Origin of the sequence: Kitasatospora sp. NPDC057198 (assembly GCF_042670125.1) — a bacterium.
Classification (GTDB): Bacteria; Actinomycetota; Actinomycetes; order Streptomycetales; family Streptomycetaceae; genus Kitasatospora.
Genome location: NZ_JBHUWH010000061.1, coordinates 1 through 25366 on the forward strand (window position 1 = coordinate 1; position 25366 = coordinate 25366).

Sequence of the window (25366 nt, forward strand, 5' to 3'; positions counted from 1 at the left end):
CACCCCGGCCGCCGTCAACGCCCCGGCGGCGGTCGGCGCCCCGGCCGCCGTCAACGCCCCGGCGGCGGTCGGCGCCCCGCCGGCCCGGCGCCGGGCGACCACCCCGCTCGGGCTGGGGCTGGCCCTGGCACTGGTGTCCGCGGCCGCCTTCGGCGGGTCCGGGACGGCCGCGAAGCCGCTGATCGAGGCCGGGCTCTCCCCGATGCACACCGTGTGGCTGCGGGTCGCCGGGGCCGCGCTGGTGCTGCTGCCGGTGGCCTGGCGGCACCGGGACGCGGTGCTGCGGCGGCCCGGGGTGCTGGTCGGGTTCGGCCTGCTGGCGGTCGCGGGCGTGCAAGCCTGCTACTTCGCGGCGATCTCGCGGATCCCGGTCGGGGTGGCCCTGCTGATCGAGTACCTGGGGCCGCCGCTGCTGCTCGCCTACGTCCGGCTGGTGCAGCGGCGGCCGGTCTCCCGGCGGGCGACGGCCGGGGCGGCCGTCGCGGTGGCGGGCCTGGCCTGCGTGGTCGAGGTCTGGAACGGGCTGTCCTTCGACGCCCCGGGCGTGCTGTTCGCGCTGGGCGCGGCCTGCTGCCAGGTCGGCTACTTCGTGCTCGCCGACGCCGGCCGCCGCGGCGGGCACCCGCTCGCCCCGCTCGCGCTGTCCGCCCACGGCCTGCTGGTGGGCGCCGTCCTGCTCACCGCGCTCACCCGCCCCTGGGAGGCGGACTGGTCGCTGCTGGGCGGCTCCGTCAGCATGAACGGCCACCGGCTGCCCGCGCTCGTCCCGGCGCTGTGGATGGTCCTGGTCGCCACCGTCCTCGCCTACCTGACCGGCGTGCTGGCCGTCCGGCGGCTCTCCCCGCCGGTCGCGGGCGTGGTCGCCAACCTGGAGGCCGTGGTCGCCACCGTGCTCGCCTGGATCCTGCTCGGCGAGCACCTGGGCGCCCCGCAACTCGCCGGCGGCGCGCTCGTCCTGGCCGGCGCGTTCGCCGCCCAGTCGGCGGCCCGGGGGTAGCCGCGCGGCCGGTTGAGTACCCGTACTCAGGTGCCTCCCGGTGGCCCCGTCCAGGATGGGTCCGGTACCGGTGGCGAGCACGGGAGGAGCAAGTCATGAGGTGTACGAGGACCCTGGGCGCGGCCGCCCTGGCGGTGTGCGCGGTGACCGGTCTCGGCGCGGCCCCGGCCGGGGCGGCCGACGGCGTCACGCTGCCCTACCCCGGGCCGGACGGCCTGGTCTGGGTGAACGACCGGGTCGGGGACGGCGGGTTGGTGTCGGGCGGGGCCTGGACGAGCCTGCCGACCGTGCTGACGGTGGCCTGCGCGGGCGGCGGCACGGTGCGGGTGACGATGGAGTCGCAGCAGACCGAGGTCGCCGCGTTCACCGTGGACTGCCCGGTGGACAGCATCGGCACGGGGTCCGCGACCATGGCGCCGGGCGTGGTCCGGGGCTCCTTCTCGGTGTACGTCGACGCCTCCGACGACTCGCTCGGCTGGGCCCTGAACGTGGTGCAGCCCGAGTAGCCGGCCGGGGCCGGCCCCGACGGGCGTCAGGACGGCAGGGTCTCGCGGTGGGCGGCGAGGGCGGGGGCGACGGTGGTCGCGACGAACTCGGTGATCCGGTAGGCGGCGACGCCCGCGGGTACGAAGGGGTCGGTGGCGGCGAGGGCCTCGACGGTGGGGCGGTCGGGGGCCACCGCGAGGATCACGCCGCCGTCGCGCGGGACCTTGCGGCCGGAGGCGAGGAAGGTGCCGCCGGCGTAGTGCTGCTCCAGCCAGGAGACGTGGGCGGGCAGCAGGGCGTCGACGCGCTCCAGCGGGGCGGTGTAGCTGAGTTCGAGGATGAACATCCGGTCATCGTACGCCGGGGGCCGGCGGACGCGTCATCGTACGCCGGGCCGGACCAGGCCGGACTCGTAGGCGGCGATGACCAGTTGGGCCCGGTCGCGGGCGGCGAGCTTCTGCAGCAGGCGGCCGATGTGGGTCTTCGCGGTGGACAGGCTGACGTGCAGTTCGGCGGCGATCTCCTCGTTGGAGAAGCCCAGCCCGACCAGCGCCAGCACCTCCCGCTCCCGCTCGGTCGCCGCCGCCAGCCCCGCCGGGTCGGGCAGTACGGACGGCTCCGGGCGGCGGGTGTACTCCTCGATCAGCCGGCGGGTCACCCGGGGCGCGAGCAGCGCCTCCCCCGCGGCCACCACCCGTACCGCGTCCAGGAGTTCGGCCGGCCGGGTGTCCTTGAGCAGGAACCCGGCGGCGCCCGCGCGCAGCGCCGCGAAGGCGTAGTCGTCCAGGTCGAAGGTGGTCAGCACCAGCACCCGGACGCCGGCCAGCTCCGGGTCCGCGGTGATCGCCCGGGTGGCCCCGATGCCGTCCAGCCGGGGCATCCGGACGTCCATCAGCACCACGTCCGGCCGCTGCGCGCGGGCGAGTTCGAGCGCCTCGGCGCCGTCCGCGGCCTCGCCGACCGCGGTCAGGTCGGGCGCGGAGTCCACCAGCAGCCGGAAGCTGCCGCGCACCAGCGCCTGGTCGTCCGCCACCAGCACCCGGATCATCCGGCCACCGCCAGCGGGAACACCGCGGACACCTCGAAGCCCCGGCCGGCCGGCCGCCGCCCGGCCCGGAACTCCCCGCCGTGCACGGCGACCCGCTCGCGCATCCCGGCCAGCCCGTGCCCGCCGCCGCCCGAGCCGGACGGGGTGCCGCCGCGGCCCTCGTCGGTGACGGTCAGCTCCAGCGCGTCGGGGCGGTAGTCGACCCGCACCCGGCAGCGGTCCGTGCCCGCGTGCCGCACCACGTTGGTGACCGCCTCCTGCACCACCCGGTACCCGGCCAGCTCCAGCCCCGGCGGCAACTCGACCCGCTCGCCCAGCAGTCGGACCTCCACCCGGACGCCCGCCGCGGCCGCCCGGCGCACCACCCCGTCCAGGTCGGACAGCCGCGGCGCGGGCAGCCGCTCCCCCTCGCCCCCGCCGGTGCGCAGCACGCCCAGCAGCACCCGCATCTCGTTCAGCGCGGTACGGCTGGTCTCCTCGATCGACGCCAGCGCCAGCCGGGCCTGCTCGGGCTGCTCGGCCGCGACGTGGTTGGCCACCCCCGCCTGCACCGCGATCACCCCCAGGCTGTGCGCGACCACGTCGTGCAGCTCGCGGGCGATCAGCAGCCGCTCCTCCCGCTGCCGGGACGCCTCGTGCTCGACCCGCCGCCGGCGGCGCTCGTCCACCGCCCACCCCGCCGTCCAGCCCGTCACCAGGAACAGGCAGGCCGTGACGGCCGCCGTCGGCCCGCCGGAACCGGGGTGCGGCCGGAACCAGCCCGGCACCCCGGACAGGCACAGCGCCGCCACCAGCACTGACAGCGCCAGCAGTTGACCGGCCCGACGGCGCGACAGCGCCCGGGGCAGCCGGTACAGCACCGCCGCGACGGCCGCCCACGGCGCGGGCGAGTTCGCCGCCCCCGCGCTCAGCACCGCCAGGCCCAGCACCGCCCCCAGCACCACGACCGGCCACCGCCGGGCCGTCGGCGCGGCGAACGCGGCCACCGCCACCATCACCAGGTCCGCCGGACGCGGCCCCGGCGCCACCCCTCCGGCGGGCGTGTTCCCGCTGGAGACCAGGGGCAGCGCGGTCAGTGCGACGGCCAGCGCCCCGTCCGCGACGGCCTGCAGTCGGGGGCCGAGCGGCCGGTGCCAGTCCATGCCCGCCACGGTAGCGGCGGTACGGGCACGGGCGGATCGGACCTGGGGACGACGCCGGACGTCGTACCTGAGGGCACCGCCAGGGGCTCGGGGAACGGCGAGGCCCGGTCTGCTGACGGTGCACTGCCGCCCAGCGCATCGGCTTCTGGTTCTGTTCAGGACACGCAGCAGCACGGACCTTCGATGGGCTCCGGCCGTCAGCAGCACGGACTCGCCGTTCCCCGAGCCCCTGACGGTGCATGCTCGTCTGCCGACGTTTCCCCGAGCCCCTGTCGGGGCCCTGCTCGTCCGTTCGAAGTGCCACTCCGAACGTGGTCCCGGGGCTGACGCGGCGTCGCGGGACCCCGGGCCAGGGTGGGGGGCGTTCGGACGGAGACGGAGGAGGGGTCGTGATCGAGGCGCGGGACGTGGGGCGGCGGTACCGGGGGCGGTGGGCGTTGCGGGGGTGCACGTTGGAGGTGCCGGCGGGGCGGACGGTGGGCCTGGTCGGGCCCAACGGTGCGGGCAAGAGCACGCTGCTGCACCTGGTGACGGGGCTGTTGCCGCCCAGCGCGGGCGAGTTGCGGGTGTGGGGCGAGCGGCCGGGTGCGCGTGCGCAGTGGCTGGCGCGGGTCGGGTTCGTGGGGCAGGACGCGCCGGTGCACCGGGCGTTGACGGTCGGGGAGCACCTGGTGTTCGGGCGCCGGGCGAACCGCCGCTGGGACGACGGGTGGGCCCGGCGGCGGGTGGCGGACCTGGGGCTGGATCCGGGGCAGCGGGCGGGGCGCCTCTCGGGCGGGCAGCGGGCGCAGCTCGCGCTGACCCTGGCGTTGGCGAAGCGGCCGGACCTGCTGGTGCTGGACGAGCCGGTGGCGGCGCTGGATCCGCTGGCCCGGCGGGAGTTCCTGGAGCAGTTGGCGGCGGCCCGGATCGAGCACGGCCCGAGCGTGCTGCTGTCCTCGCACCTGGTCGGCGACCTGGCCCGGGACTGCGAGCACCTGATCGTGCTGGGCCGGGGCCGGGTGCGCGCGGCTGGCCCGCTCGCGGAACTGCTGGCCGGGCCGGACGGGCGGCGGCGCGACCTGGAGGACGTCGTCCTCGAACACCTGCGGCAGGAGCGCGACGAGCGGGCGGAGGGGCGGTCGTGAGCTGGCTGGCCCGGCGCCAGTACCGGGCGCAGACGTGGTGCGCGCTGGCCCTGCTGGCGGTCGTCGGGGCGCTGTACGGCGCGACCGGGCCCCGGTTGGCGGGACTGTACGACTCCAGCGGCCTGCCGGGCTGCGCGCGGACGGGCGCGGGCTGCGAGCGGGCGCAGTCGGCGTTCGCGGCGGCGGTGGGCGCGGACGGCCTGCTGACCGGGCTGTTCCACCTGGGGGTGGTGCTGCTGCTGGTGCTGCCCGCGGGGGTCGGGGTGTTCGCGGGGGTGCCGCTGGCGGCTCGCGACCTGGAGTCGGGGGCGTTCCGGCTGACGTGGACGCAGGGGGTGACGCGGACGCGCTGGCTGCTGGTGCGCCTGGCGCTGGTCGGTTCGGCGGTGGCGGTGGTGGCGGGGCTGCTGTCGCTGGCGGTGTCCCGGTGGGCGGCGCCGCTGGACCGGGCGGAGGCGCTGCCGGGTGCGGGCGACGGGGGGTTGCCGGGGCGGTTCGGGCCGCTGGTGTTCGCGGCGCGCGGGGTGGTGCCGGTGGGGTGGGCGCTGTTCGGGTTCGCGGTGGGGGTGGCGGCGGGGTTGCTGCTGCACCGGCAGGTCGCGGCGACGGCGGTGCTGCTGGGGGTGCTGGCGGCCGCGCAGGTGGCGGTGCCGCTGCTGGTGCGCCCGCACCTGGCGGCGCCCGTCCGGTCGGAGGGGGCGCTGGTGCTGGCGGAGGACCGGGGGATCGTCCGGATCGAGGGGAACCGGCTGTACCCGTCGACGCCGGTGTCGCTGCCGGGGGCGTGGGTGCTGTCGGTGACGGCGCTGGACGCGGCCGGGCGGGCGTTCGCCGGGCCGGTGCCGGAGGTGTGCCGTCCGGAGGCGGGGTCGGTCGGGGCCTGCCGGGAGGCGATCAACGCACTGGGGCTGACGCAGCGCGTCGCGTACCAGCCGGCCCGCCGCTACTGGCCGTTCCAGTGGGCCGAGTCGGGGGCGCTGGTGCTGCTGGCCGGGGCGGTGGCGGCGGGCTGCGCGGTGCGGCTGCGGCGCGGCGTCACGGCGTGAGGGGGGTCACGGCGCGAGGGGGGCACGGTGCGAGGGCTCACGGCGTGAGGGGGGTCACGGTGTGACGGGCGTCAGCGGCCGGTCCAGCCGAACCAGGTGAAGTGGTCGAGCGGCCAGAGCACGGCGCTGGCCGGCCCGACCAGGTCGGCGACCGGGACGGAGCCGCCGTCCGGGCCGTCGCGGTGGTAGCGGGAGTCGGCGGAGTCGCTGCGGTGGTCGCCCTCGACCCAGACGTGGTTCGCGGGGACGGTGACCGGGCCGAAGTCGATGCCGGAGCAGGAGTCGTCGCCGGGGTGCAGGTAGGGCTCGGCGACGGCCTTGCCGTCGACGGTGAGCGTGCTGCCCTGGCAGGCGACGGTCTGGCCGCCGACCGCGATGACCCGCTTGACCAGGTAGTCGTCCCCGGGCGGCAGCAGGCCGACGGCGCTGAGGCCGGAGTGGACGGTGCGGGTGAAGGCGTTGCCGCTCTGCGGGGCGGGCGGCAGCCAGCCGCCCGGGTCCTTGAACACCACGGGCTCGCCGGGTTCGGGCTTCCAACCGGTGAGGGTGGCCAGCTTGTTGACCGCGACCCGGTCACCGACCCGGAGGGTGTTCTCCATCGAGCCGGACGGGATGGAGAACATCTGGAACAGGCAGGTCTTGATCAGCACGGCGACGAGCAGGCCGATCACGATCATCACGGGCAGTTCCACGTACCAGGGCCGCCGCCTGCGCGGACGTCGTTCCTGGGTGGGTTCCTCGGTCACCGCCACCGACACCGACACCGCCTCCTTGGCAAGGACAGCACGCTAACCCGAGCCGGTGGCAGCGCGAAATCCGGTCCTTACCCGGACCAGACAACCCGGGCGGTCCTCAGGCTTCCTTGGCGATGGCCTCGTGGTGCCTGATCACCTCGGCGATGATGAAGTTGAGGAACTTCTCGGCGAACACCGGGTCGAGGTTGGCGCTGAGGGCGAGTTCGCGCAGGCGGCTGATCTGGCGGCGCTCGCGGGCCGGGTCGGCGGGGGGCAGCTGGTGCTCGGCCTTGAGCCGGCCGACCTGCTGGGTGGCCTTGAAGCGCTCGGCGAGCATGTGGACGACGGCGGCGTCGATGTTGTCGATGGACTCGCGCAGGCGGGTCAGCTCGGCCCGCACGGCGTCGTCGATCCCCGCCGGGGAGGGGGTGGGCTGGTCCGTCATGTGGGATGGCTCCGATGCGGGGTTACGGGTGGTCGCTCGGGCGTGGCGAACGGCCAATCTAACAGGGCGGGCTGGTCGCGTTCGCGCTGATTACCGGCCTGTTCCGGCATGTGGGACGGCGTCCGGACGGGCGTGCGGCCGGTGCGCGGACGGGCGCACGGGCCGGTGTGCGGACGGCGCACGGGCGGGCGTGCGGACGGGCGTGCGGGCCGCTGTGCGCAGCGGTCCGGCCCGGAGCGCCGCGCGCCGCGCGGCGTTCGCCCACCGGCGCGCGGCGCGGGCCGTAGGCTGGGCGGGCCGGGGCCGGAAGTCCGGCCGCCGGTACAGCAGTTCGACCGCTGTCCGCTTCTCATGGGAGGTACCTGATCGTGGCGACGACCCGCACCGCGCACACCGAGTGGGAGGGCAACCTGCTCGACGGCAAGGGCCTGGTGACCCTCGACTCCTCGGGCGTCGGCGAGTTCCCGGTGTCCTGGCCGTCCCGGGCCGAGGCGGCGAACGGCAAGACCAGCCCGGAGGAGCTGATCGCGGCCGCGCACTCGTCCTGCTTCTCGATGGCGCTCTCGCACGGCCTGGCCGGCGCCGGCACCCCGCCCACCAAGCTGGAGACCAAGGCGGACGTGACCTTCCAGCCGGGCACCGGCATCACCGGCATCCACCTGACCGTGGTCGGGACGGTGCCGGGCCTGGACGAGGCCGGTTTCGTGAAGGCCGCCGAGGACGCGAAGGCGAACTGCCCGGTGAGCCAGGCGCTGTCCGGCACCACCATCACGCTGTCGGCGAGCCTGGCCTGACCCGGTCGGCCCACCAGCCCTGAGCGCACGGCCGGTGACCGTGCGTCAACGGCGGTGCGCTCCCCCGGTGGTCGCCCGCGCGGCGCCCACCGGGGGCTCCGTCGTCCGCCCCGGGGCCGCCGTCCCATCCTTCGGTCGGCTTCCGCGCGAATTCGCACAGAATGTAACGGGCATATCGGGGTGATCGTCACCAATCACCCTGGCGGCGGTCGCGGACAGTTACACCTGCGGCCTATGATCGGCGGACGTGGCCCGAGGCCGCCGACTGCTCCCCTGCCACCGGCCGGGGCCGCCGAGCGGGTGCCGGGCCGCCTGGCCGGTCGCCGTCCGTGAGGGGCGCCCGGTGCGACCAGTGGCAGCAGCGGACGGGAGCGTACCGTGCCGGGCCGGAACCTCGGGACCGACGCACACCACCATCGGGGTGGGTGGCCCGAAGCGCCGCGCCCGGGATCCGGAGCCGGAGCCGCCCCGTGCGCCGCCTGCGGCGCCCCGCCGGACACCGAGGCCGAGCGGCTGGCCGCCGCCCTGCGGGCCAGCGAGTCCCGGTTCCGGGCCGCGTTCTCCGACGCCGGGATCGGCATGGCGCTGATCGGCTCCGACGACCTGGTGATCGAGGGCAATCCGGCGTTCGCGGCGATGCTGGGCCGCGAGGTGGCCGAGCTCCCGGGCATGCACATCCACCGGATCATCGACCCGGAGGAGCCGTCCCGCCGCCGCTACCGCGAGCTGGTGCGCGGCGAGCGCGACCGGATGCGGGCCGAGAAGCGGCTCAAGCACCGCGGCGGGCGGGAGGTCTGGGGCCGGGTCACCGTCTCGCTGATCCGCGACGGCGCCGGCGACCCCTACTACACGCTGGTGATGGTCGAGGACATCACCGAGCGGCGGCAGCTCGGCGACCGGCTCGCCTACCAGGCCACCCACGACCCGCTGACCAGGCTGCCCAACCGGACGCTGTTCTACGAGCGGCTGGAGGCCGCGTTCAAGCCGGACGGCCAGGACGGCCCGGCGCCGGAGGGCGGGCACCGGATCGGGCTCTGCTACGTCGACCTGGACGGCTTCGCGGCCATCAACGAGACCCTCGGCCACCACGTCGGCGACCAGCTGCTGGTGGCCGTCGCCGCCCGGCTGGAGCACCGCTTCGCCCGCGAGCGGCGGCAGTTGGTGGCCCGGCTGGGCGGCGACGAGTTCGCCGTGCTGGTCACCGGCAGCACCGGGCGCCAGGAGCTGACCGGGCTGGCCGCCGCCCTGATGGACGTCCTGGAGCGGCCCTTCGAGGTGGCCGGGCACCGGCTGACCGTCACCGCCTCGATCGGCGTGGTGGAGCGCCCGGTGCTCGGCTCCACGCCCACCGACCTGGTCCGCGACGCCGACTCCACGCTGTACTGGTCGAAGTCCGACGGCCGCGCCCGCTGGACGCTGTACGACCGCGACCGGGGCGCCGACCAGCTGGCCCGGCACGAGCTGGCCACCGCGCTGCGCCCGGCCGTGGAGCGCGGCGAGTTCACCGTCGAGTACCAGCCGCTGGTGGGCCTGGCCGACGGCGCGGTGCGCGGCGCGGAGGCGCTGGTGCGCTGGCGGCACCCCCGGTACGGGCTGCTGCCGCCGGGCCGGTTCATCCCGCTCGCCGAGGAGTCCGGGGCGATCGTCCAGCTGGGCAAGTGGGTGCTGGAGGAGTCCTGCCGGCAGGCCCGGCGGTGGCTGGAGGAGTTCCCCGAACAGCCGGTGCTGGTCAGCGTGAACCTGGCGCCGCGCCAGATCTGGGACTCCGACGTGGTCGCCGACGTCGCGGACGTGCTGGCGCGCACCGGGCTGCCCGCCCGCCTGCTCCAGTTGGAGATCACCGAGAGCGCGCTGCTCGGTCCGGGCGGCCGCCCGCTGCAAGCCCTGCAGGCGCTCGCCGACACGGGCGTGCGGATCGCCATCGACGACTTCGGCACCGGCTACTCCAACCTGGCCTACCTGTCCCGGCTGCCGGTGCACGCGCTCAAGCTGGACGCCACCTTCATCGAGGCGTTCCGCGAGTCCGCGCCCGGCGCGGACGGCCGACGCCGGGCCGCCGACGAGCAGATCGTCGGCGCGATGGTGCAGTTGGCGCACGCCCTGGGCCTGACCGTCACCGCCGAGGGCATCGAGAACGCCGCCCAGGCCGAGCGGCTGCGGCAGACCGGCTGCGACACCGCCCAGGGCTGGTACTACGCCCGCCCTGGCGGTCCCGAGGTGATCGCCGGAATACTCCGTGGTCGACCGCGGCGGTAGTGCCGCGGCTTTCCGGTGCGGAGGGGACCAGGGCCGATGGAACGCGTGAACGCGGTGCTCGACGGGGCGAGCGTGCTGTCCGAGACCTCGATGTCGGGCGGCCTGTACAACGCCGCCCGGCTGCTCGAACTGTCCGACGGGCGGCGGCTGGTGCTCAAGTGCGCGCCCCCGCCCGGCACGCCCGGCCTGGCGCACGAGCGCGGGCTGCTGGGCACCGAGCGGCTGTTCCACGCGCTGGCCGCCGGCGCCGGGCTGACCGTCCCCGAGGTGCTGCACCACGATCCGGACGGGGACGCCGGCACCCGCGAGTGGCTGCTGCTCGGCTACGTGGAGGGCACCACCTGGGACAGCCTGCGCGAGCGGCTCACCGACGCCGACCGGGCCGGGCTGCGCCGCACGCTGGGCGCCTGGGCGGCCGGGGTGGCTCGGGCCACCGGGGAGCGCTACGGCTACCCGCAGCCCGAGCCGGGCCTGTCGGCCGACAGCTGGCCGGCCGCGTTCGCCGCGATGCTCGGCGCGCTGCTCGCCGACGCCGACCGCTACGGCGTCCGCCTGCCCGCCCCCGCCGAGGAGTTGCGCGCCCTGCCGGAGCGCTTCGGGGCCGCCCTGGCCGAGGTCCGCCGCCCGGCCCTGGTGCACTTCGACGCCTGGGAGGGCAACCTGCTGCTCACCCCCGGCCCGGACGGCGGCTGGGAGCTGACCGGCGTGATCGACGGCGAACGGGCCTTCTTCGGCGACCCGCTGGCCGAACTCGTCGGCCTGGACCCGCTGGGCGCCGCCGAGGACGACACCGACTTCGTCGCCGGCTACCGCTCGGTCGACCCCGCCTTCGCGGTGGACGACGCCGGGCGGACCCGGCTCGCGCTCTACCGGATCTACCTGGCGCTGATCATGCGGGTCGAAGCCGTGCCCCGGGCGTACACCGGCGACTTCGCCGCCTGGGTGGAGACCTGGTCGGCGGAGCGGGTGACCGAGCAGCTGGCGGCGCTGGCGGCGCTCAGCCGGTGAGCCCGTACGCCTCGGCGATCATCCGGTAGGAGGCCAGCCGGTTCTCGTGCCCGTGGATGTGCGAGGTGACCATCAGCTCGTCCGCCCCGGTGCGCCGCCGCAGCGCCTCCAGGCCCTCGGCGACCTCCGCCGGGGTGCCGAGCACCACGTTCGCCAGCCAGGAGTCGAGGAAGTCCTCCTCGGCGGGGGTGCAGGGGTACGCGGCGGCCTCCTCCGGCGTCGGGATCGGCCCCGGCCGGCCCTGCCGCAGCCGCAGCATGCCCAGGGCCGCCGACCGGGCCAGCCACAGCGCCCGCTCCCGGCTCTCGGCGGCCACCGCGCTGACCCCGATCAGCGCGTACGGCTCCTCCAGCACCTCGGACGGGGTGAAGCCGTCCCGGTACAGGTCGAGCGCGGGGACGGTGTTGGCGGCGCTGAAGTGGTGCGCGAACGCGAACGGGTACCCGAGCCGGGCGGCCAGCTGGGCGCTGAACCCGGAGGAGCCGAGCAGCCACAGCGGCGGGCGGGAGGCCGAGCGCGGCACCGCCTCCAGCCGGGCGTACGGGTGGCCGGGCGGGAAGTCGCCGTCCAGGAAGTGCCGCAGCTCGGCGAGCTGCCGCGGGAAGTCCTCCGCGCCGTCGGCCAGGCCGCGGCGCAGCGCCCGGGCGGTGGCCTGGTCGGTGCCGGGGGCGCGGCCCAGGCCCAGGTCGATCCGGCCCGGGTGCAGGGCCTCCAGCAGGCCGAACTGCTCGGCGATCGCCAGCGGGGCGTGGTTGGGCAGCATCACGCCGCCGGAGCCCAGCCGCAGCGTCGTGGTGTGGGCGCCGAGGTGGGCGAGCAGGACGGCGGGCACCGAGGAGGCGACGCCGGGCATGCCGTGGTGCTCGGCCACCCAGAAGCGGTGGTAGCCCCAGCCCTCGGCGGCGCGGGCCAGTTCGGTGGTCGCGGCGAGCGCCTCGCCCGCGGTGTGGCCGGTGCCGACGGTCGCCAGGTCCAGGATGGACAGCGGGGCGGGGGCGCGGCCCGCGGCCCGGCCGCGGATCCGGTCCGCGGCGGGGGCCGGGGCGGTTTCGGGGGCGGTCGGCTCCGGTGCGGTGCTCATGCGGTGCGTCCTCCTGCTGCCCGGCCGGGTGCCGGGCGTCCGTGGGAGCACAACCCCCGCGCCGCCCGGCCTGTTCCCGCCCGGTCGGCCTGTTCCCGCCGCCCGGCCTGTTCCCGTCCGCCCGGCCGTCCGCCCGGCCGTCCGTCCGCCGGTCCGTCCGCCGGTCCGTCCGCCGGTCCGTCAGCAGGCCACGCTGCGTGGCGACTTCACGCCACAGCGAGAAGTCGCCAGGTCCGGTGCTCGAACCGGGGCCGGGGATGGGGCACTCTGGTGATCGGCGCGGAACACGTACCGGCTCCGCGCACCAGCGACAGATCGGCGGGCTCGACCAGCGTCGTTCGATCCCACGAGCCCCCGGAGCAGCACCCCGCTCCGGGGGCTCTCGCCGTGCCCGGCGCCGTGTGCGGTATGCCACACGGGGGTGCTTCATGCCATGAACTTTGCCCGCGCTAGCGTTGTCCCCCGTTGCAGCTGCTCTCCCCCGGGCGCGCTGGAGGGAGAGACACCGTGGATCCGAACGCCGTCATCGCACCGGTCTGGTACTGCGCGCTGGCGCTGGCCGCCGTCCTCGGTGACGCCTTCCTGCCGTTCCTGCCCAGCGGGACGCTGGTGATCCTGGCCGTGCTGAAGACCGGGGAGGTCGGCGGCTCGCCGCTGCTGCTCGCCGCCGGGGTCGCCGTCGCCTCCTTCCTCGGCGACCTGCTGCTGCTCAACCTGGCCCGGCGCGGCGCGCCCGCGGTGAACCGCGGGCTGGCCCGGCGCCCCCGGCTGGCCGCGAGCGTCGACCGGGTGCAGCGGGCGCTCACCGGCCGCACCACCAGCCGGGCCGCCGCGGCGATCGTGATCATCGCCCGCTTCGTCCCGGCCGGGCGGACGGTGCTGGACGTGGCGGTCGGCCACTCCGCGAACCACCGGCCGTGGACCTTCCTGCGCTGGTCGGCGGTGGCCGCCGTGGTCTGGGCGGCGTACATCGTCTCCCTGGGCTGGCTCAACCAGCACTGGTTCGACACCGCCTGGCTGAGCCTGGCCATCTCCTGCCTGGCCGCCACCGCGATCAGCTCGGCCGTGGTCCAGCTCGTCCGGCGGCGGCGCCGGCTGGCCGTGCTGGTGGAGAGCGAGTAGCGGCCGCACCCGCGACCTCGGCGTTCTCTGTCTCAGGACGGCAACAGGACGCCCTCCCCGGGAGCCGTCCGAAGCTTTACCGCGTGATGACCCGTTGAGGGCGGACGGCGTTGGACCGGCCACCCCCGGCGTGCCATCCTTGCGGTGGCGATACCGTCAAATTGTCCGATTTTGCCAGAAGTTGACCTCCGGGACCGCGCGTCGGCCTCCGGAGTTCCTTCTGTATCGCGCCCACCGTGGCAGGGGAGACCATGAGCACCATCTCGCGCAGGACAGTGCTGACCGCCACCGCGGCCACGGCGGCCCTCGGCGCCGTCGCGGCCTGCTCCAGCGGGGGCGGCTCCGCGAACCGGCCCGGATCCGACGCCAAGTCCGCGACCGGCGGCACCGGCTCCTCGCAGCCCCCGGTCAAGGCCACCCCGCTCGGCGACGGCTCCACCGCCGACACCGGCACCCAGCCGCACCAGCCCGCCGCCGAGAAGCTCAAGCCCGGCGAGACCCCGCCGCAGTTCGTGGTCTTCTCCTGGGACGGCGCCGGCGCCACCGACGACGGCCAGTTCAGCCGCTTCCTCAAGCTCGCCGACGAGTACAAGGCGAGCATGACCTTCTTCCTCTCCGGCATCTACACCCTGCCGAAGGAGAAGTCCTCCCTCTACCACCCGCCGCAGCACCCGGCCGGCGCCTCGGACATCCCCTTCCTGTCCGACAACGCCGTCCGCAACACCATCAAGCTGATCAGCCAGGCGTGGCTGTCCGGCCACGAGATCGGCACCCACTTCAACGGGCACTTCTGCTCCACCCGCTCCGACCACAACGGCGTCAACAAGTGGAGCCCCGAGGACTGGGAGAGCGAGATCCAGCAGGCGGTCTCCTTCGTCACCGAGTGGCGCACCAACACCGGCTTCACCGACGTCGACCCGCTGCCCTTCGACTACAAGAAGGAACTGATCGGCGGCCGCACCCCCTGCCTGGAGGGCCAGAAGGCGCTGCTGCCGACCGCCGCCAAGCTCGGCTGGAAGTACGACGCCAGCTCACCCGGCGGCCTGCAGATCTGGCCGCAGAAGGTCCAGGACGGCAAGATCTGGGACTTCCCGCTCCAGGGCATCCCCTTCCCCGGCCACACCTTCCAGGTCCTCTCGATGGACTACAACATCCTCGCCAACCAGTCCGGCGGCTCCACCAAGGGCGACCCCGGCAAGTACGGCCAGTGGCGCGACCAGGCCCGGGACGCGTACCTGGCCGGCTTCAACCGCGCCTACACCACCAACCGGGCGCCGTTCTTCGTCGGCAACCACTTCGAGCAGTGGAACGGCGGCATCTACATGGACGCCGTCGAGGAGACCCTCAAGCAGATCGCCGGCAAGCCCGACGTCCGCCTGGTCTCCTTCAAGCAGCTGGTCGACTGGCTGGAGGCCCAGGACCAGTCCACCCTCCGCAAACTCCGCACCCTCAACGTCGGCCAGGCCCCGGCGGGCGGCTGGCAGACCTTCCTGGGCGCGTAGGGAGCACCGCCAGGGGTTCGGGAAGAACGGCGAGAGGCGAAACCAGGGGCTCGGGGAACGGCGAGCCCGGGTCTGCTGACGGTTCACTGCCGTTGCGCGCATCTGCTTCTGGTTCTGTCACAGACACGCAGCAGCACGAACACTTCGATGGGCTCCGGCCGCCAGCAGCACGGACCCGCCGTTCCCCGGGCCCCTGGTGGTGCATGCTCGTCTGCCGACAGTTCCCCGGGCCCCTGTCGGTGCTTCTCTCAGACGAGTGCCGCCGCCAGGCTCTCCGACCAGATGATCGAGTAGTGGTTGGTGCCCGGCACCTTCTCGGCCGGCAGCCCGACCTTCGCCGCCGTCAGCCGTTCGGTGTCGTAGAGGGCCTGCGGTTCGTCCAGCAGGCCGCGTTCGGCGTACAGGAAGCGGGTGGGGACGGTCAGGCGGTGGATCGCGTCGGCGGCCTCCCGGTCGAGGAGGACCTGGGTGCCGTCGGTGGTGATCGCCTCGTGGACGCAGGAGGAGACCAGTTCGGGGGCCTCGCCGATCAGGTCGCGCTGGGTGTAGGCGTCGAGTTCGGCGGTCCACGGGTCGAACGCGGGGTGGGCCCGCCAGAACTCGCGGTACGCCTCGCGGCTGGCGAAGGTCATCGAGAGCCGGGCCAGCGCGGGGCCGAGGACGGCGGCCAGCGCGTCCTGTTCGCCGACGCCGGGCGGCAGCGGGAAGGTGACGGCGCCGTCGACCAGGGTGAGCGCGGCGACCAGTGCGGGGTGCCGGGTCGCGGTGAGGGCGGCGACCCAGGCGCCCATGGAGTGGCCGACCAGCCGGACCGGGCCCGCGTCGAGGGCGGTGATCAGTGCGGCGGTGTCCTCGGCGTGCCGGGCCAGGCCCCAGGGGCCGGGGAGGTCGCGGCTGGCGGCGCGCCCGCGCAGGTCGGGGGCGTAGAGCGCGACCTTGCCGTCGAGCAGCCGGGCCAGCGCGGCCCAGGCGAGCGCGTTGGCGGTGATGCCGTGGACGGCGACGACCACGGGCGCGTCGGGGGTGGTCGCGGGCCAGTGCAGAACGGCGAGTTCGCCGCCGTCCACGGGCACGGTCAGGGTGTGGGGCCGGGAGCTGGTCATGCGGCGCCTTCCGGTGCGGCGGTGACGGGGAGCGCGGTCCGGGGGCGGCGGCCGGGGCGCAGGCGGGCGGGGAGCTTGGCGAGGCCGCCGGGCAGCAGGTAGACCACGGCGACGAAGAGCGTACCGAGCAGGAACAGCGGTTGGGAGAGCGGGACCCGCAGTGCGGCGGGCAGTTCGGCGATGGCCTCGGAGTTGGCGAGGTCGCCGAGCCGGTGCGCGGCCCAGGTGTAGAGGACGCCGCCGAGCAGCGGGCCCCAGCGGGTGCCGGAGCCGCCGAGGACGACCATCACCAGCAGGGCGAGCGTCGCGTCGGAGCCGGCCGCCTGCGGGGTGGCGCCGCCGGTGAGCAGCAGGTAGACCACGCCGCCGGCGCCGGCCAGCGCGCCGGAGACGGTGAACGCGACGAGCTTGAAGCCGTACGGGCGCAGGCCCAGGACCTCGACGCGGCGTTCGTTCTCCCGGATGCCGGCCCAGATCCGGCCGGTGGGCGAGGAGACCGTCCAGTGGACGACGGCGAGGACCAGGACGAGGTAGGCGAGGGCGATCCAGTACAGGTTGGCGGTGTTCTGGATGCCGATCAGCGCGTCGGGCAGGTGCTCGGCGGGGGCGGAGCGGCCCTCCTCGCCGCCGGTGTATCCGCCGGGGTTGCGCTGCACCAGGATGGCGCCGGCCTGGGCGAAGGCGAGGGTGACCATGGAGAAGCCGATGCCGGTGACCCGCAGCGAGACGGCGCCGAGGGCGAGGGCCAGGACGGCGGAGCAGGCGAGGCCGAACAGGGCGGCGGGCAGCAGGTCGAGGCCGAACTCCAGCATGGCCAGGTCGGTGGTGTACAGGCCGGTGGCGAAGTACAGGGCGTGGCCGAAGGAGAGCAGTCCGGTGCGGCCGAGCAGCAGGTCGTAGCCGGTGGCGAGGCCGCCGTAGAGCAGGCACAGGGCGATCAGTTGCAGGCTGCCGGGGCTGCCGAGCGGGCCGTCGAGCAGGCCGGGCAGCGGGAGGGTGCTGTACGGCGCGGCGAACAGGACGAGCAGCAGGGCCAGCGGCCACCAGCGCTTGAGGTGGGTGGTCACGCGAGTCTCCCGGTGAGTCCGCGGGGCTTGACGAGCAGGAGGACGGCGAGCAGGACGACGACGGAGAGGTCGCCGAGGCCGGCCGCTGTGTAGTAGTTGGCGAACTGCTGGACGAGGCCGACGCCGACCGAGGCGACGGCGGCGCCGGTGACCGAGCCCATGCCGCCCATCACGACGACCACGAAGGCGAAGATCAGCAGGCCGGTGCCCTGGGAGGGGTTGACCGAGCCGAAGTACAGCCCGGCCAGCGCCCCGCCGAGCGAGGCGGCGGCGCCGCCGATCGCGAAGACCAGGGTGAACGCCCTGCGCACGTCGATGCCCAGCGCGGTGACCATCGCCCGGTCCTCGACGCCGGCCCGGACGATCAGGCCGTAGCGGGTGCGGGCCAGGAACAGCCGCAGCAGCACCAGGACGACCAGGGCGGCGGCCATCAGCACGAAGCGGTTGACCGGCACGGTGGCGCCGAGCAGGTCGACGGTGCCGGCCAGTGCGGCGGGCTGCGGGAAGGGGCGGGCGTCGGAGCCCCAGATGCCCATGATCAGGGCGGGCAGGGCCAGGCCGACGCCGACGGTGGCCAGGATCTGGTCCCGGGGGCGGGCGTAGAGCGGGCGGATCAGGGCGAGTTCGAGCAGGACGGAGGCGGCGGTGCCCACCACCGTGCCGAACGGGACGGCCAGCCAGAAGCCCATGCCGCCGTCGGTGGCGGCCCACCAGGCGGCGTAGGCGCCGATGGAGAGCAGCGCGCCGTGGGCGAAGTTGAGGACGTCCATCAGGCCGAAGATCAGCGACAGGCCGGAGGCGACCAGGAAGTACAGCGCACCCAGCCCCAGCCCGGTGCAGGTGAGCAGGACGACGGTGTTCAACGGTGCTTCGCCTCCGGAGCGGGTCGGTGGGTGCCCACGCCCAGCAGGCGGCGGGCGGCTTCCTCGTCGGCGAGCAGTTCGCCGGTGTCGCCCCGGTGGGCGGTGCGCCCGTCGGCGAGGACGGCGCAGTGCCCGGCGATCCGGCGCACCAGGGCGAGGTTCTGCTCGACCAGCAGGACGGGGACGGACTCGGCGGCGCGGGCCAGGACGTCGGCGACCTCGGTGACGATCCTGGGGGCGAGGCCCTTGGTGGGCTCGTCGGCGATGATCAGCCGGTTGCCGTTCAGCAGGGTGCGGGCGATGGCGACCATCTGCTGCTGTCCGCCCGACAGCGTCCCGGCGGCCTGCCGGTGGCGCTGCTTGAGCTCGGGGAACAGCTCGTGGACGAGGTCGTAGGCGGGGTGGGCGTCGCGCTCGGCCAGCCGCAGGTTCTCCGCGACGCTCAGGTGCGCGAAGACGCCGCGGTCCTCGGGGGCGTAGCCGATGCCCCGGCGCACCACCTGGTGGGTGGGCAGCCGGCCGATGTCGGCGCCGTCGAAGGTGATCGTCCCGGTGCGCGGCACCAGGCCCATGACCGCCTTGACGGTGGTGGTCTTGCCCGCGCCGTTGCGCCCCAGCAGGGCGGTGACGCCGGTGGCGGCGACGTCCAGGTCGACCCCGTGCAGGATGTGCAGGCCGTCGACCACCACCCGCAGGTCACGGACCGTCAGCAGGTTCACAGCGCCTCCCCGAGGTAGGCCCCCTGCACGGTGGCGTCGGCCATCACCGCGTCGGGGGAGTCGATTGCCAGCAGGGTGCCGTGGTGCATCACGGCGAGCCGGTCGGCCAGGCCCAGCAGCACGTCCATGTGGTGCTCGACCATCAGCACGGTGCGGCCCTGCTCCCGGTGCACCGAGCGGATCAGCTCCACCAGGGCGGGCACCTCCTCGGCGCTGACCCCGGCCATCGGCTCGTCCAGCAGGATCAGCCTGGGCTCGCCCACCAGCAGCACCGCCAGTTCCAACTTCCGCTTGCCGCCGTGCGACAGCGACCCGGCGAGGTCCTCCGCGCGGTCGGCCAGGCCGGTGCGCTCCAGGGTCTCCTCGACCTGCTGCCGGTAGCGGCCGGCCCGGCGCCAGATCCGGTACGAGGCGCCCGGCCCGGCCGCGGCCTGCGCGGCCAGCCGCACGTGCTCGGCCACCGTCAGTCCCGGCCACAGCGAGGAGGTCTGGAAGGTGCGGCCCACGCCCAGCCGGGCCCGGGCGGGCACCGGCAGCGCGGTGATGTCCGCGCCGTCCAGGTACAGCGCGCCCTGCGTGGCGGGGTGGATGCCGGAGACCAGGTTGAACAGGGAGGTCTTGCCCGCCCCGTTCGGGCCGATGAACGCCACGAACTCGCCCTCGGCGACCTCGAGGCTGACGTCCTGCACGATCGGGACGCCGCGCACCGACCAGCCGAGGCCGTCCAGCCGCAGCACCGGGACAGGGGTGGCCATGCCGCTCAGCCCGCCATCTTCACGACCGGCGGGGCGACCAGCTCCGCGTCCAGGATCTTCTCGGCGGTGGGCCTGGCGGCGGCGCCGGTGCCGGTCAGCTTGACCTGGAACATCGGCTGGAGCAGCGCGTGGTCCTCGGCCCGGACGGTCAGCCGGCCCTTGACGCCGTCGAAGCTCCAGCCCTCCAGGGCCTTGACCAGCGCGTCGGTGTCGGCGTCGGAGCCCTTGTTCGCCTCCAGCGCGTGCACCACCATCTGGGCGGCCGTGAAGCCGTCGGGGGTGAACAGGTCGGGCTTGGAGCCGGCCTTGGTGACGGCGTCGGTCATCGCCAGTTCGGCCTCGGTGCCGCCGGCCGCGCCCGCGAAGTAGTGGTTCAGGAAGTCGATCTTCTCGGCGGCCGGGCCGAACAGCGGGTAGGAGGCGGCCACGTCCAGGCCGGTGACCACCTTGGTCGCCGAGAACACGTCCTGCTGGTTGAGCGAGGTCCACAGCGCCGAGGCCGTGTCGCCCGCCCAGGCGACATACAGCAGGTCCGGCTTGGCGGCCTTCGCCTGGGTCGCGAACGGCGTCAGGTCGGTCGCCGACGGCGGCGCCAGCACCGCGTCCACGCTCGCGCCCCCGCCGCCGAGCACCTCCTTCACCGCGGCCACGTTGGCCTGCCCGAACGCGTTGTCCTGGGCCAGCACGGTGACCTTCTTGCCCTTGGCGTCGCCGATGAACGAGGCGGCGGCCCTGGTGTCCTGGTACGACTGCCGCCCGGAGCGGAAGGTGTACTTGTTCAGGCCGGTGACCTTGTCCGCCGCCGCCGGGCCCGAGATGAACAGCACCTTGTTCTGCGCGGCGATCGGCCCGACCTGCAGCGCCACGCCGGACGCGGTGGAGCCCGCCAGGATCCGCACGTTCTTGCCGATCAGGTCCTTGGCCGCCGAGACCGCCTTCGCCGGGTCGCCCGCGTCGTCCTGCTCGGTGACCTCCACCGGGTGCCCGTCCACCGCGCCGGTGCCCTTGGTCGCGTACGCCAGGCCCGCCTTGAAGCCCTCCAGGTACTGCTTGCCGTACGCGGCCAGCGGGCCCGTCTTCGAGTACACCAGGCCGACCTTGACCGGGCTCTTGCCGTCCCCGCCCCCGGCCTCGGTCGAGGTGCCCGCGGTACCGGCCTTCGCGCAGCCGGCGGCGAGCAGCACGCAGGCGGCCAGCGCGGCGAGCCTGCGGACGGGGCGTCTGTGGGTGGCGTCCGTGACTGGCATGGTGGGGGGCTCCTGACGTTCCGGTGCTGGTGGGATGCCGGAACCGTAGGGGCGCGCTCCCCGCGACGACATGTGACGGGGACACGCATCGTCCGCCCGTGCTGTGTGGCGAACCTCCATGTCGGGGCGGCGCGCGGCCGGGAGTGTGCGGCGGGCCCATGGAGCGGGCGCGCCCCGTGGTGCCGCCCGCCATGGCCGGCCCGCGCGGGAACGCCCGGCCGGGAGACCCCGGCCGGGCGTTCTGGTCGTGCTCCTCGCGGCCCCGTCGGGCCTCCCGGTGCGCCGGGTCAGCCCTTGATGTTCGGGATCTGCCAGTCGACCGGCTTCTGGCCGAAGCCCTCGAGCGCCTCGTTGATCTGCGAGAACGGCTTGCTGCCGAGGAACAGCTTCGCGGACAGCGGCGAGGGGTGCGCGCCCTGCACCACCACGTGCCGCTCGGTGTCGATCAGCGGCAGCTTCTTCTTCGCGTAGCCGCCCCAGAGCACGAACACGCAGGGCTCCTCGCGGGCGCTGACCGCCTTGATCACCGCGTCGGTGAACTTCTCCCAGCCCTTGTTCTTGTGCGAGTTGGCCACGTGCGCCCGCACCGTGAGCACCGCGTTGAGCAGCAGCACGCCCTGCTCGGCCCACGGCATCAGGTACCCGTTGTCGGGCGGCAGGAAGGCGCCGGTCTCCGGGTCCTTGAACAGGCCGAGGTCGGTGCTGAGCTCCTTGTAGATGTTGCGCAGCGACGGCGGGGTCTTCACGCCCGGCAGCACCGAGAAGCTCATGCCGTGCGCCTGGCCGTTGTCGTGGTACGGGTCCTGGCCGAGGATCAGCACCTTGACGTCCTGGTACGGCGTCGCCTCCAGCGCCGAGAACTCCTGCCCGGCGGGCGGGAACACCTCGTGCTCGGCGCGCTCGGCGGCCAGGAACGCGGTCAGCTGCGCGTAGTAGGGCTTGCCGGTCTCCTCGGCGAGCACCTCCCGCCAGGACCCGGGCAGTTCCGGCGCGCCGCCCGCGGACGCCTCGGCCAGCTCCGTCACGTTGTACCTCCCACCGGCCGCGCCGCACGGCGGCCGCATCTCGCTCGTACCGTTGCGCGGGCCCGTCCCGGACCCGTCGCGGTGAACGCTACACAGTCGGGCCGACAGCCCGCCCCGCCCGTGGTCGGCGGGTACCCGGAGGACCCCTGCCGGGCGTCGTGGGGGGCCGCTATCTTTGACCCGGTGCCCCGGGCCCGGCGGCCCGCCCGGCGAGCCGCCCGGCGGGGCCGGAACGGAGCCGGCACGGGGCCGCGGGGGGAGCGGACGCCCGCTCCGCACGGAGGAAGGGGCGCGGCCGGCCGCGCCCCACGGGGGAAGGGGAACGACCATGCTCGAAGCGTCCACGGACGGGGGCGGCGGCGGCACGGCGGACAAGCCGGCCTACGACCCGATCACCGGCGGCATCGTGGAGGCCGTCCAACAGACCATGCGGGCCCTGGCGAGCCAGGTCGGCGCGAGTGCGGTCAAGGTCGAGATCGAGAGCCTGCAGACCTTCAAGTCCCGGGTCGACGGCATCCTCGCCACCCTCAACGGCTCCGCCGCGGGCCAGGGGACGATCTCCCAGCAGCAGTTGGCGCCCGGCCAGCTCGGCCGGAACTTCGGCCAGGCCGGCGACCTGATGACCGCCTACGCCACGGTGCACGGCAACCTGGAGCAGCTCTCCAGGACGCTGTCCCTGCAGATCGAGGCGATGAGCGCCAGCATCGACATGGCCGCCCGCGGCTACGACAACGCGGACGCCGAGCAGCAGCAGCGCTTCCACTCGATCCTCAACGAGGCGGGCTCCCAGGCCGGCCTGGCACCGGTCGGCGCCCAGTACGGCCGGACCGGCCAGCAGCCCGGCGTCCCGCTCGGCCAGAACATGCAGGGCTCGTACTGACCGCGCCGGCGTGCTGACGACGGTTCCGTTCAGATCACAACAGGGGGAAAACATGGTGCAACTGGTGGGCGGGTTCATGTACATGCCCCAACCGGGCGAGATCGGGCAGGCCAGCCACGAGGAACTGCTGGCCATGGTCCAGGAGGCGAACCCGTTCCCGGTGTCCGACGTGGGCCGCCAACTGTCGGCCGCCGCCGAGCAGTTGGACCGGATCAGCGAGGAACTGCACGCCCACATCAGCGGCCTCGACTGGGAGGGCACCGCCGCCGACAGCTTCAAGAGCTGGGGCGGCCAGGTCTCCCGCTCCACCATGGACCTGGCCTCGTACTCGCGGAACGCCGGCACCCACCTGACCTCCGCCGCCGACACCCTCAGCAACGTCAAGTACGGCCTGCCGCCGGTGCCGTCCGAGGACGTGGAGACGGTGCGCCGCTACTGGGCCCAGGACGACACCGGCGCGACCATCGGCGGCGCCGTCGTCGGCAGCGTGCTGATGCCCGGCGTCGGCACCGTGGTGGGCGGCTTCCTGGGCAGCAAGATGGCCGGGGCGTTCGACCCCGACTGGGTCACCGAGGAGCAGGCCACCGCCGCGTCCGAGCGGATCTACCAGGCGCACCAGGAGGCCATGGCGCAGATGGAGCGCCTGAGCCAGTCGTACGAGTACGCGACCACGCAGCTCAACTCGGCGCAGGTGCCGGTGTTCCCGCCCCCGCCGGGGGCGCAGCAGCACCTCGGGTCCGGCATTGACGGGCTGACGAACGTACCGGTCGACGGCGGTGGCGGCAGCACGGGCGGCGGCGGGGGCGGCGGCGGTTACACCGGCGGCGGCGGTGGTTACGGCGGTGGCGGTGGCGGCGGGGGCGGCGGTCTGACGCCCCGGCCGCCGGCCTGGACGGCGCCCACGCCGGTCCAGGGGCCGCCGCAGACCCCGTGGCCGGTCAGCGGCCCGATGCCGGTGCCGCCGCCGACCCGGTTCCCCGTCACGGACCCGGTGAACCCGGTGAACCCGGTGGTCCCGCCGCCGCTGAAGATCGACCACGTCGACCCGGCCCCGCCCGGCCAGGGCGGCGGCGGTTACACCGGTGGCGGTGGCGGTTACGGCGGGGGCGGCGGTGGTTACACCGGCGGCGGCGGGGGCACCGGCGGCAGCGGCCTCAGCGGCGGGGCCGGCCACCTCGGCGGTGGCGGCGGTTACGTGGGCGGCGGCGGCCTGGGCGGCGGCCTGGGCGGGAGCACCGGCGGCGGTACCGCCACCGGCGGCGGCCGCTCCGGCAGCACCGCCTCCGGCTCGGCGGGCACCGGCGCCCGGGGCACCGCGGGCACCTCGACGACGGGCGCCGGCAGCACCGGCCAGGCCGGCCGGTCGGGCGCCCCGGGCATGGGCGGCATGGGCGGCGGCATGGGCGGCGGTGGCGGTGCCCGCGGCGGGGCCGGCGGTTCGCGCGGCAGCGGGACGGTCGGCCGCGCGGGCGGCACCGTCGGCGGCAGCCGCACCCCCGGTGCGCGCGGCGAGTTCACCCCGGGCGGCACCGGCCTGCGCGGCCGGGCCGAGCGGGGCGCGGACGGCCGGGCCGGCGGCTCGTTCGGCGGCGGCCACGGCGCCGGTGGCGGCGCCAACCGGAAGGGCAAGGCCCAGGGCAACCGCCCGGACTACCTGACCGAGGACGAGAACACCTGGACGTCCGGGATGGGCCCGGTCAACCCGAACGTGATCGAGTGACGGTTCGTTCGATGGCCCGGCCGCGGGGGCGCGCGCTCCCCGGCCGGGCCGAACCGCGCGCCGGGAAGGCCCTGGCGGACGCGAGACAGGCACGGAGGAGAGCGTGATGCGGCGATTGGGCAGAGCCGGGCGGGGGCGGCGGCTGGCCGCCGCGGCGGCGGTCGGCGCCGTCCTGTGGGGCTGGTCGGCGGGGCCCGCGGCGGCGGTGAGCTCGATCCGCGCGCAGGAGTGGCACCTGGACGCCATGCACGCCGAGGAGATGTGGAAGGTCAGCACCGGCCAGGGCATCATCGTGGCCGTGGTCGACAGCGGGGTGCAGGGCGATGCCCCCGACCTGGCCGGGCAGCTGCTGCCCGGGGCCGACTTCAGCGGGCTGCCCGGCGGCCCGCAGTCCGACCCGGTCGGCCACGGCACCCACATGGCCAGCGACATCGCCGGCACCGGCAAGAACCTGAACGGCCAGGGAGCCTACGGCCTGGCGCCCGGCGTCAAGATCCTCCCGGTGAAGAACAGCATCAACAACATGGACCCCACGGCGACCACGGACCAGTACGTGGACCAGCTCTCCCGGGGCATCGTCTACGCGGCCGACAACGGCGCCAAGATCATCAACGTCTCCCAGGGCATCGACACCATCAGCCCGGCCCAGATCAACAAGTTCCAGGAGGCCGTCAACCACGCCATCGCCCGTGGCGCGCTGATCGTCTCCGCGGTCGGCAACGAGGGCAAGAAGGGCAACCCGCTGATCTTCCCGGCCGTCCTGCCCGGCGTCGTCACCGTCTCCGGCACCGACCGGGACGGGAAGTTCTGGGAGGAGTCGCAGCACAGCCAGCAGGTGCTGCTGGCCGCCCCGGCCGTCGAGATCTACGGCGCCTGCACCGGCCCGTCCGGGTACTGCAAGGGTGACGGCACCTCCGACTCCGCCGCGCTGGTCTCCGCCTCCGCCGCGCTGGTCTGGTCGGCGCACCCCGACTGGACGGCCAACCAGGTGCTGCGGGTGCTGATCAACACCGCGAGCGACCCGCAGCACCGCAGCGAGTACCTCGGCTACGGCGTGGTCCGGCCCCGGATCGCCCTGACCGACCCCGGCGACCCGGGCCCGGCGGACGTCAACCCGCTGCCCACCGTCGCCGTCTCGCCGTCCGCCTCCCCCGGTTCGGGCGCCGAGCCCGGCGCCCAGGACCCGAGCGGCGCGGCGA

Annotated in this window: 25 protein-coding genes; 12 read left to right on the forward strand and 13 right to left on the reverse strand. The window is 75.0% G+C overall.

Translation table 11 applies throughout. The annotated features are described in order from the left end of the window. Nucleotides 1–112: 112 nt before the first annotated feature. Together ACFUEL_RS10375 and ACFUEL_RS10380 are read left to right on the forward strand one after the other, a co-directional pair. Complete coding sequence (locus ACFUEL_RS10375; RefSeq protein WP_380235683.1) at nt 113–997, forward strand: DMT family transporter; 885 nt, start codon at nt 113–115, stop codon at nt 995–997. A gap of 95 nt (nt 998–1092) precedes the next feature. After that, complete coding sequence (locus ACFUEL_RS10380; RefSeq protein WP_380235654.1) at nt 1093–1503, forward strand: hypothetical protein; 411 nt, start codon at nt 1093–1095, stop codon at nt 1501–1503. A 26-nt stretch (nt 1504–1529) separates the two neighbouring features. Here the strand turns inward: ACFUEL_RS10380 and ACFUEL_RS10385 are convergent, their stop codons facing one another. Genes ACFUEL_RS10385 through ACFUEL_RS10395 form a run of 3 tightly spaced genes read right to left on the reverse strand, consistent with a single transcriptional unit; the run spans nt 1530 to nt 3673 of the window. Next, nucleotides 1530–1829, reverse strand: a complete 300-nt coding sequence (locus ACFUEL_RS10385) for a YciI family protein (protein ID WP_380235655.1) — start codon at nt 1827–1829, stop codon at nt 1530–1532. Between the two features lie 33 nt (nt 1830–1862). After that, on the reverse strand, nt 1863–2531 hold the full coding sequence (locus ACFUEL_RS10390; RefSeq protein ID WP_380235656.1) for a response regulator transcription factor: 669 nt from the start codon (nt 2529–2531) through the stop codon (nt 1863–1865). Further along, nucleotides 2528–3673: a sensor histidine kinase gene (locus ACFUEL_RS10395; RefSeq protein ID WP_380235657.1), complete on the reverse strand. Its 1146-nt coding sequence runs from the start codon at nt 3671–3673 to the stop codon at nt 2528–2530. The genes ACFUEL_RS10390 and ACFUEL_RS10395 overlap by 4 nt, the downstream gene beginning before the upstream one ends. A gap of 389 nt (nt 3674–4062) precedes the next feature. On the opposite strand from ACFUEL_RS10395, the gene ACFUEL_RS10400 reads away from it, so the two are divergent. Beyond that, nucleotides 4063–4800, forward strand: a complete 738-nt coding sequence (locus ACFUEL_RS10400) for an ABC transporter ATP-binding protein (RefSeq protein WP_380235659.1) — start codon at nt 4063–4065, stop codon at nt 4798–4800. Continuing rightward, nucleotides 4797–5846, forward strand: a complete 1050-nt coding sequence (locus ACFUEL_RS10405) for a transporter (protein ID WP_380235660.1) — start codon at nt 4797–4799, stop codon at nt 5844–5846. Before ACFUEL_RS10400 ends, ACFUEL_RS10405 begins: the two co-directional genes overlap by 4 nt. A gap of 71 nt (nt 5847–5917) precedes the next feature. Here the strand turns inward: ACFUEL_RS10405 and lepB are convergent, their stop codons facing one another. Together lepB and ACFUEL_RS10415 are read right to left on the reverse strand one after the other, a co-directional pair. Then, nucleotides 5918–6604: a signal peptidase I gene (gene lepB / locus ACFUEL_RS10410; RefSeq protein ID WP_380235662.1), complete on the reverse strand. Its 687-nt coding sequence runs from the start codon at nt 6602–6604 to the stop codon at nt 5918–5920. Nucleotides 6605–6698: 94 nt separating this feature from the next. Beyond that, nucleotides 6699–7025 (reverse strand): chorismate mutase, encoded by a 327-nt coding sequence (locus ACFUEL_RS10415; protein ID WP_380235663.1) that lies wholly within the window; start codon nt 7023–7025, stop codon nt 6699–6701. 368 nt (nt 7026–7393) lie between these two features. Between ACFUEL_RS10415 and ACFUEL_RS10420 the strand changes: the two genes are divergently transcribed. From ACFUEL_RS10420 to ACFUEL_RS10430, 3 genes are all read left to right on the forward strand, one after another. Further along, entirely contained in the window at nt 7394–7819 is a 426-nt protein-coding gene (locus tag ACFUEL_RS10420; protein WP_380235665.1) for an OsmC family protein, read from the forward strand. A 378-nt stretch (nt 7820–8197) separates the two neighbouring features. Next, on the forward strand, nt 8198–10075 hold the full coding sequence (locus ACFUEL_RS10425; protein ID WP_380235666.1) for a putative bifunctional diguanylate cyclase/phosphodiesterase: 1878 nt from the start codon (nt 8198–8200) through the stop codon (nt 10073–10075). 36 nt (nt 10076–10111) lie between these two features. Beyond that, nucleotides 10112–11083 carry a phosphotransferase family protein gene (locus ACFUEL_RS10430; protein ID WP_380235667.1) on the forward strand — a complete coding sequence of 324 codons (972 nt, stop codon included), beginning with the start codon at nt 10112–10114 and terminating at the stop codon, nt 11081–11083. Here the strand turns inward: ACFUEL_RS10430 and ACFUEL_RS10435 are convergent. After that, nucleotides 11073–12164 carry an LLM class flavin-dependent oxidoreductase gene (locus tag ACFUEL_RS10435; protein ID WP_380235668.1) on the reverse strand — a complete coding sequence of 364 codons (1092 nt, stop codon included), beginning with the start codon at nt 12162–12164 and terminating at the stop codon, nt 11073–11075. The genes ACFUEL_RS10430 and ACFUEL_RS10435 overlap by 11 nt on opposite strands. A gap of 507 nt (nt 12165–12671) precedes the next feature. Here ACFUEL_RS10435 and ACFUEL_RS10440 point away from each other — a divergent pair. Together ACFUEL_RS10440 and ACFUEL_RS10445 are read left to right on the forward strand one after the other, a co-directional pair. After that, nucleotides 12672–13286 carry a hypothetical protein gene (locus ACFUEL_RS10440; protein ID WP_380235670.1) on the forward strand — a complete coding sequence of 205 codons (615 nt, stop codon included), beginning with the start codon at nt 12672–12674 and terminating at the stop codon, nt 13284–13286. Between the two features lie 251 nt (nt 13287–13537). Next, nucleotides 13538–14788, forward strand: a complete 1251-nt coding sequence (locus ACFUEL_RS10445) for a hypothetical protein (protein WP_380235672.1) — start codon at nt 13538–13540, stop codon at nt 14786–14788. 248 nt (nt 14789–15036) lie between these two features. Here the strand turns inward: ACFUEL_RS10445 and ACFUEL_RS10450 are convergent, their stop codons facing one another. From ACFUEL_RS10450 to ACFUEL_RS10480, 7 genes are all read right to left on the reverse strand, one after another. Continuing rightward, entirely contained in the window at nt 15037–15891 is an 855-nt protein-coding gene (locus ACFUEL_RS10450; protein ID WP_380235673.1) for an alpha/beta fold hydrolase, read from the reverse strand. Then, on the reverse strand, nt 15888–16958 hold the full coding sequence (locus ACFUEL_RS10455) for a branched-chain amino acid ABC transporter permease (protein ID WP_380235674.1): 1071 nt from the start codon (nt 16956–16958) through the stop codon (nt 15888–15890). Before ACFUEL_RS10455 ends, ACFUEL_RS10450 begins: the two co-directional genes overlap by 4 nt. Next, nucleotides 16955–17821 (reverse strand): branched-chain amino acid ABC transporter permease, encoded by an 867-nt coding sequence (locus ACFUEL_RS10460; RefSeq protein WP_380235675.1) that lies wholly within the window; start codon nt 17819–17821, stop codon nt 16955–16957. The genes ACFUEL_RS10455 and ACFUEL_RS10460 overlap by 4 nt, the downstream gene beginning before the upstream one ends. Continuing rightward, nucleotides 17818–18540, reverse strand: a complete 723-nt coding sequence (locus tag ACFUEL_RS10465) for an ABC transporter ATP-binding protein (protein WP_380235676.1) — start codon at nt 18538–18540, stop codon at nt 17818–17820. The genes ACFUEL_RS10460 and ACFUEL_RS10465 overlap by 4 nt, the downstream gene beginning before the upstream one ends. Next, nucleotides 18537–19295, reverse strand: a complete 759-nt coding sequence (locus ACFUEL_RS10470; RefSeq protein ID WP_380235677.1) for an ABC transporter ATP-binding protein — start codon at nt 19293–19295, stop codon at nt 18537–18539. Before ACFUEL_RS10470 ends, ACFUEL_RS10465 begins: the two co-directional genes overlap by 4 nt. Before the next feature lie 5 nt (nt 19296–19300). Then, a complete protein-coding gene (locus ACFUEL_RS10475) occupies nt 19301–20542 on the reverse strand; it encodes a substrate-binding domain-containing protein (RefSeq protein ID WP_380235678.1) in 1242 nt (413 codons plus the stop codon). A 287-nt stretch (nt 20543–20829) separates the two neighbouring features. Next, nucleotides 20830–21567, reverse strand: a complete 738-nt coding sequence (locus tag ACFUEL_RS10480; protein WP_380235679.1) for a uracil-DNA glycosylase — start codon at nt 21565–21567, stop codon at nt 20830–20832. Nucleotides 21568–21895: 328 nt separating this feature from the next. Here ACFUEL_RS10480 and ACFUEL_RS10485 point away from each other — a divergent pair, with 328 nt between their 5' ends. The 3 genes from ACFUEL_RS10485 to mycP all read left to right on the forward strand — a co-directional run. Beyond that, nucleotides 21896–22447, forward strand: a complete 552-nt coding sequence (locus ACFUEL_RS10485; protein WP_380235680.1) for a hypothetical protein — start codon at nt 21896–21898, stop codon at nt 22445–22447. Nucleotides 22448–22499: 52 nt separating this feature from the next. Then, nucleotides 22500–24167: a WXG100 family type VII secretion target gene (locus tag ACFUEL_RS10490; RefSeq protein WP_380235681.1), complete on the forward strand. Its 1668-nt coding sequence runs from the start codon at nt 22500–22502 to the stop codon at nt 24165–24167. Nucleotides 24168–24273: 106 nt separating this feature from the next. Next, nucleotides 24274–25366, forward strand: a 1093-nt coding sequence (gene mycP, locus ACFUEL_RS10495; RefSeq protein WP_380235682.1) for a type VII secretion-associated serine protease mycosin, incomplete at its 3' end; no start/stop codon positions are given.